Origin of the sequence: Ohtaekwangia sp. (assembly GCF_036786105.1) — a bacterium.
GTDB lineage: Bacteria > Bacteroidota > Bacteroidia > Cytophagales > Cyclobacteriaceae > Ohtaekwangia.
Genome location: NZ_DAIQRQ010000044.1, coordinates 2,417 through 20,616, shown reverse-complemented (window position 1 = coordinate 20,616; position 18,200 = coordinate 2,417). Strand labels below are relative to the sequence as shown.

Annotated in this window: 14 protein-coding genes; 5 read left to right on the top strand and 9 right to left on the bottom strand. The window is 46.4% G+C overall.

The window, feature by feature from the left end:
• Nucleotides 1-132 precede the first annotated feature (132 nt).
• The 5 genes from V7Q33_RS16535 to V7Q33_RS16515 form a co-directional block, all read right to left on the bottom strand.
• Nucleotides 133-1,251 carry an efflux RND transporter periplasmic adaptor subunit gene (locus tag V7Q33_RS16535; protein WP_331979541.1) on the bottom strand — a complete coding sequence of 373 codons (1,119 nt, stop codon included), beginning with the start codon at nucleotides 1,249-1,251 and terminating at the stop codon, nucleotides 133-135.
• A complete protein-coding gene (locus V7Q33_RS16530) occupies nucleotides 1,238-4,456 on the bottom strand; it encodes an efflux RND transporter permease subunit (protein WP_333820530.1) in 3,219 nt (1,072 codons plus the stop codon). The genes V7Q33_RS16535 and V7Q33_RS16530 overlap by 14 nt, the downstream gene beginning before the upstream one ends.
• Nucleotides 4,453-5,895 (bottom strand): TolC family protein, encoded by a 1,443-nt coding sequence (locus V7Q33_RS16525; protein WP_333820529.1) that lies wholly within the window; start codon nucleotides 5,893-5,895, stop codon nucleotides 4,453-4,455. Before V7Q33_RS16525 ends, V7Q33_RS16530 begins: the two co-directional genes overlap by 4 nt.
• Before the next feature lie 396 nt (nucleotides 5,896-6,291).
• A complete protein-coding gene (locus tag V7Q33_RS16520; RefSeq protein WP_331979535.1) occupies nucleotides 6,292-7,185 on the bottom strand; it encodes a helix-turn-helix domain-containing protein in 894 nt (297 codons plus the stop codon).
• A 302-nt stretch (nucleotides 7,186-7,487) separates the two neighbouring features.
• Nucleotides 7,488-7,970: a DUF1440 domain-containing protein gene (locus V7Q33_RS16515; RefSeq protein ID WP_333820528.1), complete on the bottom strand. Its 483-nt coding sequence runs from the start codon at nucleotides 7,968-7,970 to the stop codon at nucleotides 7,488-7,490.
• A gap of 404 nt (nucleotides 7,971-8,374) precedes the next feature.
• Between V7Q33_RS16515 and V7Q33_RS16510 the strand changes: the two genes are divergently transcribed.
• Nucleotides 8,375-9,241 carry an AraC family transcriptional regulator gene (locus tag V7Q33_RS16510; protein ID WP_333820527.1) on the top strand — a complete coding sequence of 289 codons (867 nt, stop codon included), beginning with the start codon at nucleotides 8,375-8,377 and terminating at the stop codon, nucleotides 9,239-9,241.
• A gap of 167 nt (nucleotides 9,242-9,408) precedes the next feature.
• On the opposite strand, the gene V7Q33_RS16505 is transcribed toward V7Q33_RS16510, so the two are convergent.
• From V7Q33_RS16505 to V7Q33_RS16490, 4 genes are all read right to left on the bottom strand, one after another.
• Nucleotides 9,409-10,185, bottom strand: a complete 777-nt coding sequence (locus V7Q33_RS16505; protein WP_333820526.1) for a LytR/AlgR family response regulator transcription factor — start codon at nucleotides 10,183-10,185, stop codon at nucleotides 9,409-9,411.
• 1 nt (nucleotide 10,186) lies between these two features.
• On the bottom strand, nucleotides 10,187-11,239 hold the full coding sequence (locus V7Q33_RS16500) for a histidine kinase (RefSeq protein ID WP_333820525.1): 1,053 nt from the start codon (nucleotides 11,237-11,239) through the stop codon (nucleotides 10,187-10,189).
• A gap of 7 nt (nucleotides 11,240-11,246) precedes the next feature.
• Nucleotides 11,247-12,332 carry a sensor histidine kinase gene (locus V7Q33_RS16495; protein ID WP_331979525.1) on the bottom strand — a complete coding sequence of 362 codons (1,086 nt, stop codon included), beginning with the start codon at nucleotides 12,330-12,332 and terminating at the stop codon, nucleotides 11,247-11,249.
• A 98-nt stretch (nucleotides 12,333-12,430) separates the two neighbouring features.
• Complete coding sequence (locus tag V7Q33_RS16490; RefSeq protein WP_333820524.1) at nucleotides 12,431-13,888, bottom strand: hypothetical protein; 1,458 nt, start codon at nucleotides 13,886-13,888, stop codon at nucleotides 12,431-12,433.
• A 308-nt stretch (nucleotides 13,889-14,196) separates the two neighbouring features.
• Here V7Q33_RS16490 and V7Q33_RS16485 point away from each other — a divergent pair, with 308 nt between their 5' ends.
• From V7Q33_RS16485 to V7Q33_RS16470, 4 genes are all read left to right on the top strand, one after another.
• The gene (locus tag V7Q33_RS16485; RefSeq protein ID WP_331979521.1) at nucleotides 14,197-14,841 is read left to right on the top strand and encodes a response regulator transcription factor; all 645 of its coding nucleotides are present in this window, start codon (nucleotides 14,197-14,199) and stop codon (nucleotides 14,839-14,841) included.
• A gap of 479 nt (nucleotides 14,842-15,320) precedes the next feature.
• Entirely contained in the window at nucleotides 15,321-16,244 is a 924-nt protein-coding gene (locus V7Q33_RS16480) for a dihydrodipicolinate synthase family protein (protein ID WP_331979586.1), read from the top strand.
• A complete protein-coding gene (locus V7Q33_RS16475; RefSeq protein WP_333820523.1) occupies nucleotides 16,241-17,734 on the top strand; it encodes an aldehyde dehydrogenase (NADP(+)) in 1,494 nt (497 codons plus the stop codon). Before V7Q33_RS16480 ends, V7Q33_RS16475 begins: the two co-directional genes overlap by 4 nt.
• Nucleotides 17,731-18,200 (top strand): proline racemase family protein (locus tag V7Q33_RS16470; protein ID WP_333820521.1); only part of this gene is annotated, 470 nt, incomplete at its 3' end. The genes V7Q33_RS16475 and V7Q33_RS16470, both read left to right, overlap by 4 nt.

Below are 18,200 nucleotides of genomic sequence, written 5' to 3'. Positions count from 1 at the left end.
GTAAAAAGGCAACCGGCCAGTAACCAGCAGCCAGAAGCCAGCAGCTTTCTCAACATCCGCAGCTAAAAGCAAAAGGCCCGAACCATAACAGCCCGGGCCTCGCTCCTATCACGTGATCGAATATATAGTATATTATTTCCTGGCTACTATCGGAGAACCGTTTCGGATCTCTTCGCTTCCGATCATCACAATTTTATCGCCTTCTTTTAGGCCTCCGAATATTTCAGTTTTTCCATCGGAAGAACGACCGGGCTGAACCGCTACGTGTTCTGCTTTTCCATTGGTTACACGAATTACAAATATACCTTCAGCTGTATTAACCACGGCTGTCTTCGGAACTACAAATGTACTGTCGCGCGATGGAAGCGGTATTGTTACATCAGCTACCATACCGGGCAGTAGTTTCTTGTCATCGTTCTGCACATCCATCTCTACGCGTTCTGCGCGCAGGCGTGTATCCAGTGCGTGGGCCTGGCGTTTTACCCTGGCAGAGAAGTTATCGCGCGGCAGTGCCTTTACGCGAAAACTCACAGTATCGTTCGGTTGCAGGTAACTGGTATATACTTCCGGCACAGATACTACCAAACGAAGATGCTTTTGCTCCTGCAAGGTAAACAGCGGGCGTTCCGATCCTCTCCCGGTCGGGCCTACATACGCTCCCGGGTTCACATTACGCGATGTAATCACACCATTGAAGGGCGCACGTATTTGCAGGTAATCAAGACTGTTTGTTATTTCGCGATAGCTTGCTTTTGCCGCCTGCAGCTGATCATAATCAGAACTCATGCGTGCATGTGCAAGATCCAGATCGTTGGGAGAAATCGTGCCGGGTGTCTTACTCGTCTCCAGCAAACGATCATAGTTTGCCTTACTCGCTTTATAGATCGATTCCTGTGATTTCCATCGTGACTCTGCTCCTGCCAGTCGCGATGTAATCTCGGGAGCTTCCATGGATATCAGCAACTGTCCTTCTTTTACTTCAGAACCAACATCCACATATATCTTTTTCACGAAGCTTGTTTCATGCGCATAAAGGTCTACCTGTTGATAAGAGATCAGCTCGCCTGGTAATTGTATCTCGGAAGAAAGCATGCCTTTCTCCAATGAAAATGTTTCTACGCCAGCGGGTGTCTTTGCGGCCTTATTGGAAGCATTACCTTCCGAAGTGCTGCAACGGCTGAGTAAGCCAAGCAACGCTGCCGCGGTAAATGCTGAGTACAAAAATCTGAAGTGATGGTTATTTCGTTTCATACGCTGACGGTATATAGTGTTTACTTTCTTTATCTTCCGGATCGAGTGATACGGATTGCGTTGTTGTTTTTTGTTGCACCCAGGCGAATACCAAAGGCAAAATTAGCAGCGCTGCTACGGTAGAGGCAAGTAGTCCGCCAATTACAGCACGCGCCAGCGGAGCAACCTGGTCGCCACCTTCACCGTGGCCCAGCGCCATGGGTATCATACCGGCAACCATCGCAATGCTGGTCATTACGATCGGGCGAAGTCGAAGTGCCGCAGCTTCTTTTGCAGACTCCCACGAGTCAGCATTCAGCAAACGCAGCTGTTCTGCATTCGTAATTAACAATACAGCATTGGCGATTGATACCCCGACTGACATAATGATACCCATATAGGACTGTAAGTTCAATGTCGATCCGGTTATCATCAATAAAATAAGCGCGCCCAATATTACCGCCGGCACGGTGGTAAGCACGACCAGTGATACTTTGAATGACTGGAAGTTTGCTGCGAGCATCAGGAAGATCACTACGATGGCTACAAACAATCCGGATTGCAGACTGTCTAATGTTTCGGTCAATACTTTACTGAGGCCGATCGTTTCTATTGTCAAACCACGGGGCAGCTCGCCAAGCGAAGTCAATGCTTTATTCACTTCATCAGATGCTGTACCCAGATCTTTATTATTCAGGTTTGCCGTTACAGAAAGAATAGGAATAGCCCCCAGGTTATCGTTCTGGCCATATATAGTATCTGGCTGGATCGAAGCTATATCTGCCAGTACAGGTCGTGTTGCATTGCGCAGCACGGGCACCTGACTGATGTCATTTACTGTTTTCATTTTGTTCTCCGGCACTTGCACCTGCACACTATAGCTCAAACCTGCTTTTTCATCCAGCCACACATTCTTTTCCGTTAAGCGCGATGACGATGTTGAAGCCACAAGCGAACGCGTAACATCACTCATATCCACTCCTAACTGCGCCGCGCGTATGCGATCTACTTCTATATTGAGCGCAGGATAGTTGATCGACTGTGCAATCTGCACATCGCGGAGGTATGGAATTGCCTTCAGTTTCTCTATTACCTTCTTTGCATAAATTTCATTCTGTGCTTTGTTACGACCTGCTATGCGCACCTCGATTGGCGTGGGCGATCCCTGGCTCAGAATTTTATCCGTAAGCTCGATAGGTTCAAACGACACACGTACATCCGGTAACGTATGCTTCATCTCTTCCCGAAACTTCTCTTTCAGCTCATCCATGTTGCCTTCAAAATCGCGAAGACTCACCTGCAGCACAGCATCCTGCGGACCCGGCATAAACAGATATATAGGGCTGATGGAAAACAAAGACGGGTGTTGCCCGATATAAGCCGAGCTGATCGCAATCTTATCTTCGCCTACCATCTTCTTGAGTATATCCATTACTTCAATTACTTTCTCTTCCGTTCGCTCGATGCGTGTTCCGTCAGGCGCACGCAGGCGCACCTGGAACTGCCCGGAGTTCACCTTCGGCAGCACATCGCGTCCGATGTTGGAGAGTAACAATACAACGGCTCCCATGACGACCACTGCATAGAGTACTACGACAGGTTTACGCAGCGGATATAGTCTTTCGAGAAAGCGGATAAAGCGATCGCGGAATTTTTCAAAGCGTGTTACTTTACCTTCGTGATGTTGCAGCAGCTCCATCTTCTGGCGGGTAGGATCGTTGGAGAAATGCAGTTCGCCTCCTTCGCGCTTATGTTCTTTCAATAACCAGTTCGCCAATACCGGAACAAAAGTCTGCGACATCAGGTATGATGTGATCATCGAGAAGCCGATGGCCAACGCCAGCGGCAGGAATAATGATCCTGGTATACCTTTCATTGAGAAAGCCGGAGCAAACACCGCCAGTATACAGAAGAGGATGAGTAATTTTGGAAATGCTATCTCACGGCACGCATCCCATATCGCCAGGGCTTTCGGTTTACCCATCGCCATGTGCTGGTGTATATTTTCAATCGTTACGGTAGATTCATCTACAAGAATACCGATGGCAAGCGAAAGCCCGCTCAACGTCATAATATTGATGGTTTGTCCGAAGAGCTGCAGAAACAACACTCCGGATATAATCGAAGTAGGTATTGTCAATATCACGATCAATGCACCACGAATATCTCCCAGGAATAACAATACCATTAAGCCTGTAAGCACGGCACCGATGATACCTTCACTGATCAAACTTTTTACTGCGTTGATCACATAGGTAGATTGATCAAATTCATACGAAAGCGTTACATCTTCCGGAAGCAGCGCCTGGAATTTGGGTAAATTCTTTTTCAGGTTCTGCACCACTTCCCACGTAGAAGCATCAGCAGATTTGGCAATGTTCAGATATACCGAGCGCTTTCCATTTACCTGCGCATACCCTACGGTTACATCGGCAGCATCTTCCACCGTGGCTACATCACCTAAATACAGGTTTTGTACATCACCTTTAAACAGCGGTATCTTCTCAAAATCCTTAATGGTTTTGATCGTGGTGTTGGAAGGTGTCAGGTAATTATAGTCGCCTATACGAACGTTACCCGAAGGAGCCGACTGGTTATTGAGTCGAAGGGCTTCGACCAACTGATCGGGCGTAAGGTTGTGGGAACGCAACAGGTCGGGATCGGCTTTTATTACAATGGTGCGTATGTTACCACCAAAAGGCGGAGGTGCCACCAGGCCTGGTATCGATGTAAAGGAAGCACGTACATATACGTTGGCAAGATCGGCCAGTTCATTATTGGAACGTATGGGGCTGCTTAACACCAGCTGCCCAACCGGCAAAGTGGAAGCATCGAATCGTATAATGAACGGTGGTTGTGAGCCCGGTGGAAATATAGCCTGTATACGGTTGGAGAATGCACTAAGCTCGGCAGCGGCCTGGGCCATGTTGGTGCCGGGGTAGAACGTGATCTTCATCAGCGTAAGCCCCTGTATATTTTTTGTCTCGATGCTTTTCACACCGTTCACAAACAACATTACGTTGATATACTGCTTGCCGAAATACGCTTCCATCTGCGAAGGTGTAAAACCTCCGTATGGATGCGACAGGTATATTACCGGTAAATTCATGGCGGGAAAAATATCTACCTTGATGGTGCGCACGGCACTTACACCAAAGAAGATCATACCCGCTACCAATACCAGAACAGAGATTGGTTTACGTAGAGCTAATCGTATTAAGTTCATTTCGCTTGAGCCTGGTTACTGAATAAATTAAAATCACCCGAAGCAGCCGCTTTCAGCAAAAGAGACTGCCATACATTGAGATAGACAACGCTTCTATCCACTTCCGCACGGTTCAGTGCATAAATAGCCTGTTGCAGATCGACCAGTGTTGTAAGACCATTTTTATAGAGTACACTTTTCTGAATATAGGCATCAGATGCTGCCTGGTATTGCTGCGGCACCTCACGTGCACTTTGCAAACTGTTCTCGATGCGTTGATCGGCCAGCTTCAGTTCATTCTGTAACTGCACCGTTACCTGGTCATATTCATTTCTATACCCTTCGCTGATAAACATCTGCGATCGTGTTTGCTGGCGCACCTTTAAAGGACTCATCAGGTTCCAGAATATACTCACACCGGCTACGTAGTTATAGCGCGAAGGATTTATACCATCGGAATAACTTTTTGAGTAGCGATCGGAAAATTCAGGAGTATAATTATAGTTGAACCCGGAAGCACGGGCCTGGTATATACCAAAGAGGGTAATGCCCGGCATAATGCTTTTGCGCACTGCCTTTGTAGCGCTTTCTGCCTGGCTGACACGTGCCTTATAAAACAGTACCTGCGGATTCTGCAGTATATCGGCATCCGTGGTGAACACTGTTGGCATACGTACAAAGAACGCTGTGTCAAGTGTAGCTTCCATACCATTCAGCGCGAGTAATTGTGCCAGCTGACTTCTCACCTGCTGCTCATTGTTACGAAGGTCCAACAGCGCCAGCCGGGCTCGCGATACTTCCGCATTGGCCAATGCGGAGTCCACACCGGGATTTAAACCGGATAACGCGCGTGCTCTTACAGTCTTTTGTACAGTCTCTGCACGCTTCAGATTTGATTCCGCACTGCGCACAAGTTGCTGTGCCATCAGCAAGCTGAGGTATGATCCGGATATCCTGATGCGATGTATAAATTCTTCCTGCTTCAGATCGGCAGAGTCGCGATCCACTTGTGCCTTCGCCAATTCGATGCGCGACTTTACGCGGCCGAATGTATAGGCTTCCCAATTCACATTTACCAGGTACAGCGCACCGAAGGCCGCATTCCAACTTTGATTCTGGTAAACAGGGCCAGCGGATGAAACACCCAGTACACCCACAGCTCCAAGCGGACCGAACTGGCCGTTCACTGTTCCATAGTTTTGTTGTACCGATGCGATAACGTTGGGTAAATATTCATTGCGCGCATTTTGTGTAAGTGCGCTGGATGCCTGAACATACTTTCGTTTGGCCTGTATACGCTGGAAATTATTCACGCCAATATCAAGAGCCTGTTCAAGCGATAGCGTTTCAGGTTGTTGTTGCGCATGGATGTCTGTCAGTATAAAACAACTCACCATGACAATCCAGAACTTGCGCGAACCTGAACGTAAAGAGGGTGGTGCAGCACTCGCTGCTTGCATTTCAGTTTGCATCTGTTATATATAAATCAAAAAAATATAGTTGTTATGGATAAAACCGTACAACCGGTGCATCAGCCGTTTTACAAGCAAATCTTCGTGAGGGTTCAGGATCAGTGCGTCATTACAAATCACAATCACATCTCGTTGCACTGTTAAAAGAAATCTGCACGTTATGCCTGCAAAATTTACTTGCCGGGATCACAACTTGCCGCGCCGAAAATATAGTGGCATAACAATGTCGCGATATATTTTTACAGCACCGGTAAATTAACGGGTACTATAGGAGATTTAGGTGACAGGTCTTTTTACCGACCATGAATATATACGGCAAAAGTACTGGCGTGGCCCACGGGAAGGGTTATGGATTTCAAACTAAAAATTATGAAATTCAAATCATCACTTCCGAAGTGATCGCGGTGTCAGGTTTGTCTGCTTCTTGAAGAAATTGTTAAAGTAAGCAGGGTATTCAAAGCCGAGGCAATAGGCAATTTCGGCAACGCTCCAATCGGTATGCATCAGCAACGCTTTTGCTTCTTTCACTACGCGATTGGTAATATGTTCTGTTGTGGTTTTACCGGTTACTTCGCGTACAGCACGATTAAGATGATTGGGATGAACAGACAATCGTGAGGCGTAATCGTTTGCTGTACGCAGCTTGAGTGTATGCTCCATCGAATCTACCGGGAACTGTCGTTCCAGTAATTCCACAAAAAGCGAAACGATGCGCGATGCGGCATTGGAGTGTACATACGTATCGGCAGGACGCAACTTCAGCGCCTCATGAATGATGAGGTTCACATAGTTTCGCAGCAGATCATACTTATATATATAGTCTGAATCCCTCTCAGCGAGCATCTTTTGAAAGATCATGCTGATGTGACTCTCCTGCTTCTTATCAATGAAAAATACCGGGTTGCCACCAATCTGAAACAACGGCGATTCCAGAATACCCGGGTTGCCCTGCGTATGAATAAAGTCAGGCGTAAAGAGACAGAAATATCCGCCCTGTTTCTCGGATGTTGCTTCCCATGCATACGGCACTTGTGGATTAAAGAACACCAAAGCATTCCGGTCGATCTCGATCATCTTGTCGGCATAATGCAGATTGCCCTGGCCGATGATCAAGGATATCTTATAGTAATCTCTCCGGTTATAAGGTGCGTATTTATGGCATGGGCCGCGTGAGTATACATTGAAGTTACCAACCGCCTGGAAAGGGACATTCGACTGAGCCGGATACATGTTAGGGTTCCGTCTGTAAAAATCCTCCAGGGTCTCACTTTTTTGCATGATTGTAAAATTATAAAATTCAAATAGACATTTCCTAACGTTCTGTCGGGAACAAAGTGCCGCTCAGGCGGAAGTATAGGTCGTTACGCTGATGATAAACGCTTGTGAGCTGGTGAAGGAAGGATGAAATTAAAAGAGAAAGGAGCGAATTGGTGTTGAGTGGAAACCGATCGGTCTGATAAAAAATTTAACGCAAAGTTTGTTGTCGGATTCAACGAGTAAAGACTTACCCGACACTACCACGGAAATTACTTTCGGACTTTCCGTCTTCCCGACTTTCCGACCTACTCAATCTGCAACCATCATTTTCTACCGAAGTAAAAACGATGCGTCATAAACGCCAGTGGCAGACCTATCGCGATAATTAATATACTCACTCCTATAAACGCCTGCAACGGACGAAACGGCAACGGAGGAAGTTTAGTAAGTGGCAATACAATAAAGTTCATCACCAGCCAGATCACCACACCATATAGTATACCGGTTACAATCCTGTTCTTCTGCATGAACAGTAACCGCGGATATATAGTGAAGAACAAAATCGTCCAGCTGAAAGCTATGATATAGTGAAACACCAGGCCCCACACAATCATCGCAGTATCCGGCAATCCTTCTTTGCCAAATGCCGCTGCAGCAATGAACCGTAACACAGTCACCGGATTCTTCCCGGTTTGAATGGCAAAGCTGATAAATGCTGAAGTGATATCAAGCGTGCCGACAATCAGTCCCATCATGACAATGGTGCGCAGCACTCCACCGGAGTTTTGGGTTGAGGTCATGGTCATGAACGAATATACTTTTTTCAACGTGCTTCCACAACCCCGAAACTACTGGATGGATGTCGCAGCAGTCGCGTGAAACAACTGCTACGTGCATCCGCCAAACCAAGTCAATAACCTTTTTTACCTAGAGTATTGATATAACCAAGTACGATACAAAATGTCGCTTGTATGCTGCAAATATTGACCAGAGATAATAGTATTTTATCTCATCGGCTTTCGGTTCAAACATACCTGGTTGAACACCCGGCATGGATCAGTCCAAACGTTGAAGGATTCGCTTGGTTTGCCATACTTAAAACCTGTTTTTTGCCTGAATTTTAACCAGGATTGATATTATCTTATCTCGTCAATTGACATTTAATGAATAAATGTGAATATTTTGTACGGATTGAATTTTAGCGTCTTCCATGAAAATTCTGCCCTTCAAAATTCCAATGACATCACAGGAGTCTTTCCGGCTGCAGGAAGACCATGAGCGTCATTTTTATGATCACTTGCATCAGCACCCGGAAATACAACTTACACTCATCCTGGAGAGTGAAGGAAAGGTGATTGCCGGCGATTACATCGGCACATTCAAACCTGGCGATATATTTCTGATCGGCCCCAACCTGCCACACGTGTTCCGGAACGATGCCCGATATTATACCGATGATGAATCATCCATTGCTCATTCCTGTACTGTATTCTTTGAATGGCAGGCTTTCGGAGAAAAATTTCTTTCCCTACCGGAGCTTAAACGACTGCAGGAATTTACCAAACTATCTGAGCGTGGTCTCTCTGTTAAAGACCCCGTACGCAAGCACATTGCGCAGCTCATGAAGTTGCTATTCCGCACCAGCGAAATGGATCGGTTAATTGTGCTGTTGAAAATACTGAATATACTCTCGCAAACAGAAAATATCGATCCGCTGGCTTCGTCTGGTATATATAGTGAGCTTGACGAGATCGATGGAAAGAAACTGGCCGATGTATACCGTTTTACGATGAGTGAATATCATCGCAAAATACAACTGGATGAAGTAGCCGATGTTGCCAACATGACGACTAATTCATTCTGCCGGTATTTCAAGAAACGCACACGTAAATCGTATATCGACTTCCTCACCGAAATACGCATCGGGCAGGCACGCAAGCTGCTGCTGCAAAACGATCTTAGTATATCGCAGATATGCTTCGAAGTCGGGTTCAATAACCTCTCCAATTTTAACAGGAAGTTCAGGGAGCTTTGCGAAATTACCCCCACGGAGTTTAGAAAATTGCAAGTGAAGTGAAATTGTTTCCCACAGAAATCACAGAATAACACAGAATATAGTAGAACGCAATTATACAAAGTAGTATATAAGACGGAAAGTCGGGAAGTCCGAAAGCAATTACCGTGGTGCCTGGTTTACCACCCAGTAGCCAGCAGCTTGCAGCCAGCAGCCTTGTATCACAAAGTTCATCCCGCTGCTCCATCAAACCACGTCTTAAAGTCCTGAACTTTTTCGCGGCTTACGATGATCTCTTTGTCAAAATCCTGCAGCAGTGTAATCTTGAGGCGACTGTTGGAATATACCAGCACATCTTTAATTGCATTGATGTTCACGATAAAGGTGCGGTTAAGCCGGAAGAATACAGGTGGATCAAGTACTTCTTCCAGCGACTCCAATGTATAATCGATTATAAATTTCTTTTGCTGGTTAGTTACCAGGTATACTTCTCTTCCATCCGCATAGAACACCGCGATCTGATCGGCCGTTACGGAGCGAATGTGCTCTCCTACCTTTACCATAAAACGATTTTTATAGGTAGTAGTCTTCGGGTTGGCAAACACTTGTTGTATCCGCTGCGACTGATCGGCACTGATGCTGAACTGTTCGCGCAATACATTGAGCTTGTGAAGACTTGCCGAGAGGTCAGTGAATGTTATAGGCTTGAGCAGGTAATCAATACTGTTTACCTTGAAGGCATCGAGTGCAAATTCATTATAGGCAGTAGTAAAGATCACCGGCTTGCGCACCTGCACGTGCTGAAATATCTGAAAGCTCAATCCATCGGTTAACTGGATATCCATAAAGATGAGATCGATCGCATCCTGGTTTTCCAGTAGCCACGGCACCGTGCTCTTTACAGAATCAAATTGTGCCACAATTTCGATCGATGCATCGTATTTGTGCAGATACCGCTCCAGCTTTTCTGCCGCTGGCACTTCGTCTTCGATAATTACAACCTTCATGTTACACGTTTGTGACGATCGCTTCTTCAACCTTCAGCACAGGAATCTTAATATAGCTGTCCTGGTAGGCTTTCACTTGTATAAGGGGCCGATCGCTATAGAGGGAATACGATTTTTGCAACCGCGCAAAAGCTACTTTGCTCCCGGTATATGCGATCAACCTGTCATTCAATTTACTTTGCACCACCAGGTAATCGTCTTCAAGATAACAGTTTATGATAAAAGGCTCAAAGCGTGTTATGATGCTGTTGCGGATGATGCTTTCCAGCACAATCGGCAGCGACCCGGGAATAAGTCGCGCGTCATCGGAAGCGCCCTCCAATGTATACTCAAATTTCAATTGACCGAAATATTTCTCGTTGAGTATCCTGATGAGATTTTTTGCAGCTTCTGTTTCGGCTGCAAGCGGCACAATCTCCTGGTGGCGGTTAGTCAGCACATAGCGGTAGGCACTGGCAAGTGAATCAATATAGTCTTCGGCTTTATCTATATCGCGATACATAATACCGATCAGGTTCTCCAGGCTTTCGTATAAAAGATCGGGATTTATATCCTGCTGAAATTCCGTCATCTCCATTTCCAGTATTTCCCGCTGCTGCATTTCAGATTGCAGCTTCAGCGTATTCTCTTTCTGCAGGTAATAATGACTGAGGTAAAGCACATTATATAACAACGCTGTTACAGTAAATATAGCAACGAAGAGAGTCGTTTGTGTATTGCTCATGCTGAAACCCACCACGTATGCAAAATATAGTGTAAGGCATAGCATAACAAGCCCCACCGATATACAGGCAGAGGTAACAATCTGCAATGGCAGTATAAAGCGCACGGGATGTTCCTGCTCGTATTTCCGCATCATTAAAATGATCAGCCGGCAGCTTTCAAATGTTAAAGCCGTAAGCGCAATAAAGATATATACCTCCTGGCTGTTGAAAATTGCCTCCACCTGTGCCACGGCATTGTTGATCAGCAATACGAGCAGGTAAATCAGCACACCGTATACTACCGGTGCTACCATGCGGAAAACAGGATGATTGATAAAATATCGTTTCATCTGTAAATCAGGCTAATGTTAAACCGTGCGAATAATGTTTCTCCTGCGAAAGTATGGGAAGCCATACACTGAATTTTTCGTCATCGCGGATTTCGATCTTCCGGTCGGTGAACAACTGGTAGCGCTTCTGAATGTTCTCCAATCCTACATGAAAAGAAGTAACATGATCCATTACACCCGTCTTGGTATTCATCACACGCAGGTATGTATTATCCTGTGCTGTTATATATATAAAGAGTTTCTTGTCGTGCCGCATCGGGTTGTGTTTTACCGCATTCTCCACCAGCATCTGTAAAGTAAGCGGTGGTATCATGCTGTTCATAATTCCTGAAGGAAGATTGATCTCCACGTGCAATTGCTGCTGAAAGCGAATGCGCAGCAAATAATAATACGATTGCACAAAATCGATTTCTTCCTGCAACGATACATAGCGTTTATGCTGTGTGTTCAGAATAAACTGATACGTCTGCGCCAGCCGGCGAATAAATTGCTCCGCAGAGGGCAGGTCTTTGAACATGAGTGATGAAATCGTATTGAGGCTGTTGAACAGGTAATGGGGACTGATCTGGCTCTTCAACGCTTCAAACTGCAATTCCAGTTGTCGCCTGTCTCTGCGCATGCTGTCGAGCTGCGCGGTAGCATAATGCTGATACGAGAACAGCAGCGCATACACAACATTATATACAAACATCGATGTCAGCACCAGTATAATTACCTTCAGCACCAGGTCTTCATCGCGTACCGAGAAGCCCAGCCAGATAACGGCCGGCCCTGCTGCCGAGATCAGCGCGCGGCTGCAACCAAACAAGATCAATATCACGAGTGCTACATTGCTGGTATAACCGGCCAGCAATCGCGCAGCAAACTGCTGACTCCACGGTATCCACCCATCAAGCTTCCGGTTAACATAACGCAGGGCTAATCCTGTTATACATCCCAGCACCAGGCTGTAGATTATCCCTCCTCCATCTGTACCAACATCCGGAAATTTTTCAGTTTCACTAACATGCAGGTATACATAGAAGAGAAGGGAGGCAAGCGCCGAGAGCAACGCAACCGGCAATACTTTGCGTGCTCTATCATGCATGTGCATACGAAATATCGGTTGTGTCATGACTGCCGAATGTACCTATAAAAAAAGATTTACTCATCATGCAAAGGGCTGTAGCTGAAGTCCGGCATACGTGTTACTTAGTCAATGGCACGAAGTGCTTTTCCATAATAGGTTTCAGAGCCTATGGAACGTGCAGCATCGCGGTAAGCATCTTTCAAGGTTGTGCTGCCATTTTTTACTTTGGGCGCTGCGGCCAGCAGAACTTCGGTAGCATAATGATCTGACTCAATCGACTTAACAGTTTGCAGCACAATAATTGTCTGCGCATCGGTTAGTGAGTTTGTCAACGCCTTGTGCAACACCTGTTCTTTGTAGTGATCACTTCCCATCGCAGCACATAAGTTGAGCACACTGGTGTATTGCGCTTCCGTTAACCCCTGCTTGCGCAGCAGTGTCGAGAGTACGTCAGCGCGGTAGTGATCTGATTCGATCGAGCCAATGATGGTAAATGTACCCGACAGAATTTCGGGCGTAAGTTTTTTCCCCAGCATGTGATTGATCACCTGCGAGAGGTAATGATCAGACTCTATATCTGAAACCGTTTCGATCAAACGCTGATACGCTGCTTTCGAAATATTGGGCTTATCCAGCGCCTTGGTAAGAATTATTGTTTTGTAGTGATCAGACTCAATAGTCTTGGTAGTATGGATGAGCTCTGCCAGCGTAGCATCGCTGAAATTTGATTTGTTGAGCAGCGATGTAAGCACTTCGGTAATATAATGGTCTGACTCCATCTTGCCTGCTGTTTGCAGCACCAGGGCAATGTTTTCCGGTGTGGTTGATTCTCCTTCCAGCGCTTTCTTGATCACTTCGGTTTTGTAATGATCCGATCCTATGCCTTGTGTGGCCGCCAGCATGGCTGTGGCAGACTCTTTATTTTGCAAAAATCTGCTGGCGTTGGTTCTGAGAAATTCCGCTTTGTAATGATCGGAATCTACCTTGCCGGCAATCACTTTAATGATAGACGTATACTCAGAGGGTTGTACAGGCTTTTGTAAAAGTAAATTAGCATACTGCACACGCACATGGTCGTTCTCAATTTTGCCGATCTCAGCGAGCACAGCACTGGTACCGCCCTGTTTGTAAAACCGGTTCACACGGCTCTCGGCAGATATACCGGTGGAGCGCACGATCTCCGGAAGAATTTCCGACAGCCATGCCTTGCCACTGCTCTCCCAGGACGACAGCGTGCGGCCTTCATAATATTCTTTTTTCATTTTACCGCCTCCCAGCGATTCGATCACAATCGTGCGCTTGCTGCCAAAAACTGTCTTGCTTACTTCGAGGTAACCATCGTCTGACATATTTTTTATATCGCGATCGTCATCCGATACTTCGATCTTACCGCGCATTTCAATGCTGAACTCCGTGCCGTTGGTATTGGAAGTATAGCGGTAGCGGTTTTTACCGGAATTAACGGTGTAAGACGTAGCAGACTCACTGGAAGCGGACTGCTCCTGTGCGAGGGCTGGCTTTACGAGTACCAGGATCAAGGCTGTAAAAAACAGCGAAACAAAGGTTGAAGATGATTTCATGTACGGATATATTGGTTTGTAAGTGCTACAACGGTACAAGAATGGCGATTGGATTCAGCCTTATAAAGTGTATTGTACTGAACTGTAAAACGGGTGTAGTGAACCGTAGAAAAAACATACCGCACTTTCGTGCGATTTACCGTGCAATTTAAAACAAACGTTTTTCCTGTTTGCAGCACCTATAAATACCATGTCAGATTTTCTCTGATCACGCTGAAAGAAATGGTAGTACATATTTTTAGGTATTTTGTCTACTACAGGTCTAGCATTGTATATACTATATTGTATCTTAGTAAAAAATAAGGATTATGATCGGAAAACTTAGAAAGCGCATTGTATTGATCGAGGAAGACGACAGATTACGTGAGGGGCTTTGTTTTGCAATAGAACGCACGAGTAACTACTTTCTGGTAAATTCCTATAAATCGTATTCAGAAGCCATTAAGCTTATTAACCGCGATGGCCCCGATCTGGTGATTGTGGATATTACCGTATCCGATATGGATGGCATAAACGGATTGCGGTTCCTGAAGAATAAATATCCTGCCGATGTTGTTATTTTTACCAATGTAGAAGAAGCTTCCATCATCAACGATGCATTGAGCCAGGGCGTCAGCGGATATATTTTAAAAAACGTACCGCTAACCGATTTTATCCGTTCAATAGAACAAATTATCAATGGCGGAGCCGTGCTCAGTCCATCCATCGCCAAAATTGTATTGGAATTTTTCCACCTCAATCCCTATACACCGCTGTCTGATCGCGAAACAGACGTACTCAAACTTATCACACGCGGAAAAACATATTCTGAAATTGCTGCCGAGCTCAATATCGCCATAGAAACCTCAAAAACACATATCCGGAATATCTATCGCAAACTCAAAGTAAATTCAAAGTCAGAAGCTGTCAGAAAAGCGCTCAACGATAAGCTTGTTTCCGTTGGCGTAGACTAATTATACTGCCTCCTTACACAATTCAAAAAATCCGGTTTCTCATTGGGAAACTACGGGTATATATACGCCATTAATACTTCCTCAGGGAATACATTCTCCTTTTTCAGATAAGTATATTTCCGCAGCATGCCTTCTTGCTGAAAGCCTGCTTTTTTATAAAGCCGCAGTGCCTTCCCGTTCCCCACACCGGCTTCTGGCCGCAAGCTACAGGCTGCTGGCAGTGAGTTGTAGAATTACGTGTCTGTTACAGAAAATAAACAGCTGTTCGGATGTTAATATAGTATCAGACAGGGATAATCGGAGTCCTATGCATTGAGAGCCCGGCTGTAACTTTGAACGTGTTTATGTGTGTACGTGTGTAAGTGCCTACGTTATGGTGCACTCCAGGTTTTTAACCTTAAACCTTAAACCTTAAACTACAGACACATACACACATAAACACTTGCATATATATAAACCAAACCAGAATAATTATGAAGATCAGATGGGAAGGTGTTTTTCCGGCTGTAACAACCAAGTTTACCAAAGACTATGCATTGGATTTTGATGCATTCGGAAAGAACATCGATCAGCAGCTTGCTGCCGGTGTAGACGGAATTATTATTGGCGGAACACTCGGAGAATCGAGTGTGCTGAACAATGACGAGAAGAATGCATTGCTGAAATATACTTTGGAAAGAGTGGAAGGAAAAGTGCCGGTGGTGCTTAACATCGCCGAAGGCTCAACACTCGAAGCCGTCAGGATTGCAGCGTCTGCCGCGAAAGCAGGTATCAGCGGACTGATGATGCTTCCGCCTATGCGCTATAAATCCGATCACCGTGAAACGGTAACGTATTTTAAAACGGTGGCCGAAGCAACCGATCTGCAGATCATGATCTACAACAACCCGGTAGACTATAAAGTAGACGTAACGCCGGATATGTTTGAAGAGCTGACTGCCTGCAAGAATATAGATGCTGTAAAAGAATCAACACGCGATGTGGTAAATGTTACCCGTATGATCAATCGCTTCGGCGATCGCTTCAGTATTATGAGCGGTGTAGATACACTTGCTATGGAAAGTCTCGTGATGGGCGCCAAAGGCTGGGTAGCCGGATTGGTCTGTGCGTTTCCTGCCGAGACAGTAGCCATCTATAAATTAGTAAAAGCAGGCCGCATTGATGAAGCCATTGCGATCAACCGCTGGTTTATGCCGCTGCTGGAGCTTGACACACACAGTAAACTGGTGCAGTATATAAAACTGGCAGAAGCAGAAGCCGGACTCGGTACTGAAACCGTTCGCCCTCCCCGCCTTACGCTGGTGGGCGCTGAGCGCGAAGCCATTTTGAATATCATCCGGCATGGAATAAAGAACCGTCCTGTGTTACCGGATTATCATACGCTGGAAAAAGTTATAGCATGAGTGGACTATCAGAAGACGATGTATTGCAACGCGCAGACAAAGCCTTTCAGGTATACCGGTATATATCGGCACAAAAGCGTGCTGCTTTCCTGCATGCTATTGCTGCGGAGATCGATAACCTGACGGACGACCTCATCCGCATTGCAGCAGAAGAAACATGCCTTCCGGAAGCGCGTCTGAAAAATGAACGCGGTCGCACCACGAATCAGTTAAAAGCCTTCGCGCAGTTGCTGCAGGCAGGCGATTGGGTACAAGCCACAATCGATACGGGCGATACGGAACGAAAGCCGTTGCCCAGACCCGATCTGCGCAAGATGCTTTTCCCGATTGGCCCGGTGGTGGTGTTTGGTGCCAGTAATTTTCCACTGGCATTTTCTACTGCCGGTGGCGATACGGCTTCTGCACTGGCGTCTGGCTGTACCGTTGTGGTGAAGAGTCACCCGGCACACCCGCGCACCTCTGCACTCGTCTCATCCGCGATACGCGAAGCCATCCGGCAGTGCGGGCTTCCCGGTGATATATTTCAGGAAGTAAGCGATACCAGTATAGAAGCAGGGCAGCGACTGGTACAGCATCGGCTAACAAAAGCTGTAGCTTTTACCGGATCCTTCCAGGGAGGTAAAGCACTTTTTGATCTTGCCGGCAAACGCGAAGAGCCAATCCCGGTATATGCGGAGATGGGAAGTATAAATCCCGTTGTATTGCTGCCCGGCATTGTGCGCGAAAGCGATACATTGCCCGCTACACTGGCATCGTCTATACTTTTGGGAGTAGGGCAGTTTTGCACCAACCCCGGTTTGCTCATAGCGCTGGATACCGATGGCTTTACATCATTCCTGCACAAGCTTGCCGCTGAGATGGCGCAGGCATCGCCGGGAAATATGCTGCACACGGGTATAGCAGCCGCCTATAAGCACAAAAAATCAGAAGCGCTTCATCAGAAAGGTGTACATACGCTCATCCAGGAGAAAACCGACACTACCGAGCGGCAAGGTGCTCCGGCACTGGCCCTGGTTGATGCACGCGATTTTATAGCGAATCCTATTCTGAAAGAAGAAGTATTTGGTCCTTACTCGTTGATTGTAAAATGCGAAGATGAAGAAGAACTGAAGCGCGTAGTGCAATCGCTGAAAGGACAGCTCACAGCCACCGTTTTCGGATTGCCACAAGAGCTGCCGGTATATCGCGAGGTGATAGGCCTGCTTCAGACCCGCTGCGGCCGGCTGATCTGCAACGGTGTGCCTACTGGTGTTGAGGTAACCAAAGCCATGCAGCATGGGGGCCCCTACCCTTCCAGCACCGACAGTAAATTTACATCTGTCGGTACCGATGCCATCTATCGCTTTGTGCGGCCTGTGTGCTTCCAGGATTTTCCGGAAGCATTGCTACCGCCAGAACTTCAGAATAAAAATGAACTCAATATCTGGCGATGCGTGAACAACACCTGGACACGTGCCGCCATTCAAACTTTTAATCTGCAACAAGCTTGAGGAAAACTTTTTTTTGCATCGATGCCCACACGTGTGGCAACCCGGTGCGGTTGGTAGCCGGTGGCGGCCCTGTTCTGCAAGGCAGAAACATGAGTGAGAAGCGGCAGCATTTTTTGCGTGAGTACGACTGGATACGAAAAGGACTGATGTTCGAACCACGCGGCCACGACATGATGAGCGGAAGTATACTATATCCTCCGACTGATTCTGCCAACGACATGGGTGTGCTCTTCATTGAAACCAGTGGATGCCTGCCGATGTGTGGACACGGTACCATCGGCACCGTAACCATCGCCATTGAAGAAGGACTGATCGTTCCGAAGACACCCGGTATATTGAAGCTGGAAGTACCGGCAGGACTCGTCACCATTGAGTATAAACAGGAAGGCAAGAAAGTAAAGTCAGTAAAGATCCGGAACATCAAAGCATATCTGGCGGCAGAGAATATAACAGCCGCGTGTCCTGA

Bases quoted from the DNA above. Each gene is read 5' to 3' on its own strand.
- V7Q33_RS16535 (WP_331979541.1), bottom strand. From the start codon at position 1,251: ATGAAACGAAATAACCATCACTTCAGATTTTTGTACTCAGCATTTACC.
- V7Q33_RS16530 (WP_333820530.1), bottom strand. From the start codon at position 4,456: ATGAACTTAATACGATTAGCTCTACGTAAACCAATCTCTGTTCTGGTA.
- V7Q33_RS16525 (WP_333820529.1), bottom strand. From the start codon at position 5,895: ATGCAAGCAGCGAGTGCTGCACCACCCTCTTTACGTTCAGGTTCGCGC.
- V7Q33_RS16520 (WP_331979535.1), bottom strand. From the start codon at position 7,185: ATGCAAAAAAGTGAGACCCTGGAGGATTTTTACAGACGGAACCCTAAC.
- V7Q33_RS16515 (WP_333820528.1), bottom strand. From the start codon at position 7,970: ATGACCATGACCTCAACCCAAAACTCCGGTGGAGTGCTGCGCACCATT.
- V7Q33_RS16510 (WP_333820527.1), top strand. From the start codon at position 8,375: ATGAAAATTCTGCCCTTCAAAATTCCAATGACATCACAGGAGTCTTTC.
- V7Q33_RS16505 (WP_333820526.1), bottom strand. From the start codon at position 10,185: ATGAAGGTTGTAATTATCGAAGACGAAGTGCCAGCGGCAGAAAAGCTG.
- V7Q33_RS16500 (WP_333820525.1), bottom strand. From the start codon at position 11,239: ATGAAACGATATTTTATCAATCATCCTGTTTTCCGCATGGTAGCACCG.
- V7Q33_RS16495 (WP_331979525.1), bottom strand. From the start codon at position 12,332: ATGCACATGCATGATAGAGCACGCAAAGTATTGCCGGTTGCGTTGCTC.
- V7Q33_RS16490 (WP_333820524.1), bottom strand. From the start codon at position 13,888: ATGAAATCATCTTCAACCTTTGTTTCGCTGTTTTTTACAGCCTTGATC.
- V7Q33_RS16485 (WP_331979521.1), top strand. From the start codon at position 14,197: ATGATCGGAAAACTTAGAAAGCGCATTGTATTGATCGAGGAAGACGAC.
- V7Q33_RS16475 (WP_333820523.1), top strand. From the start codon at position 16,241: ATGAGTGGACTATCAGAAGACGATGTATTGCAACGCGCAGACAAAGCC.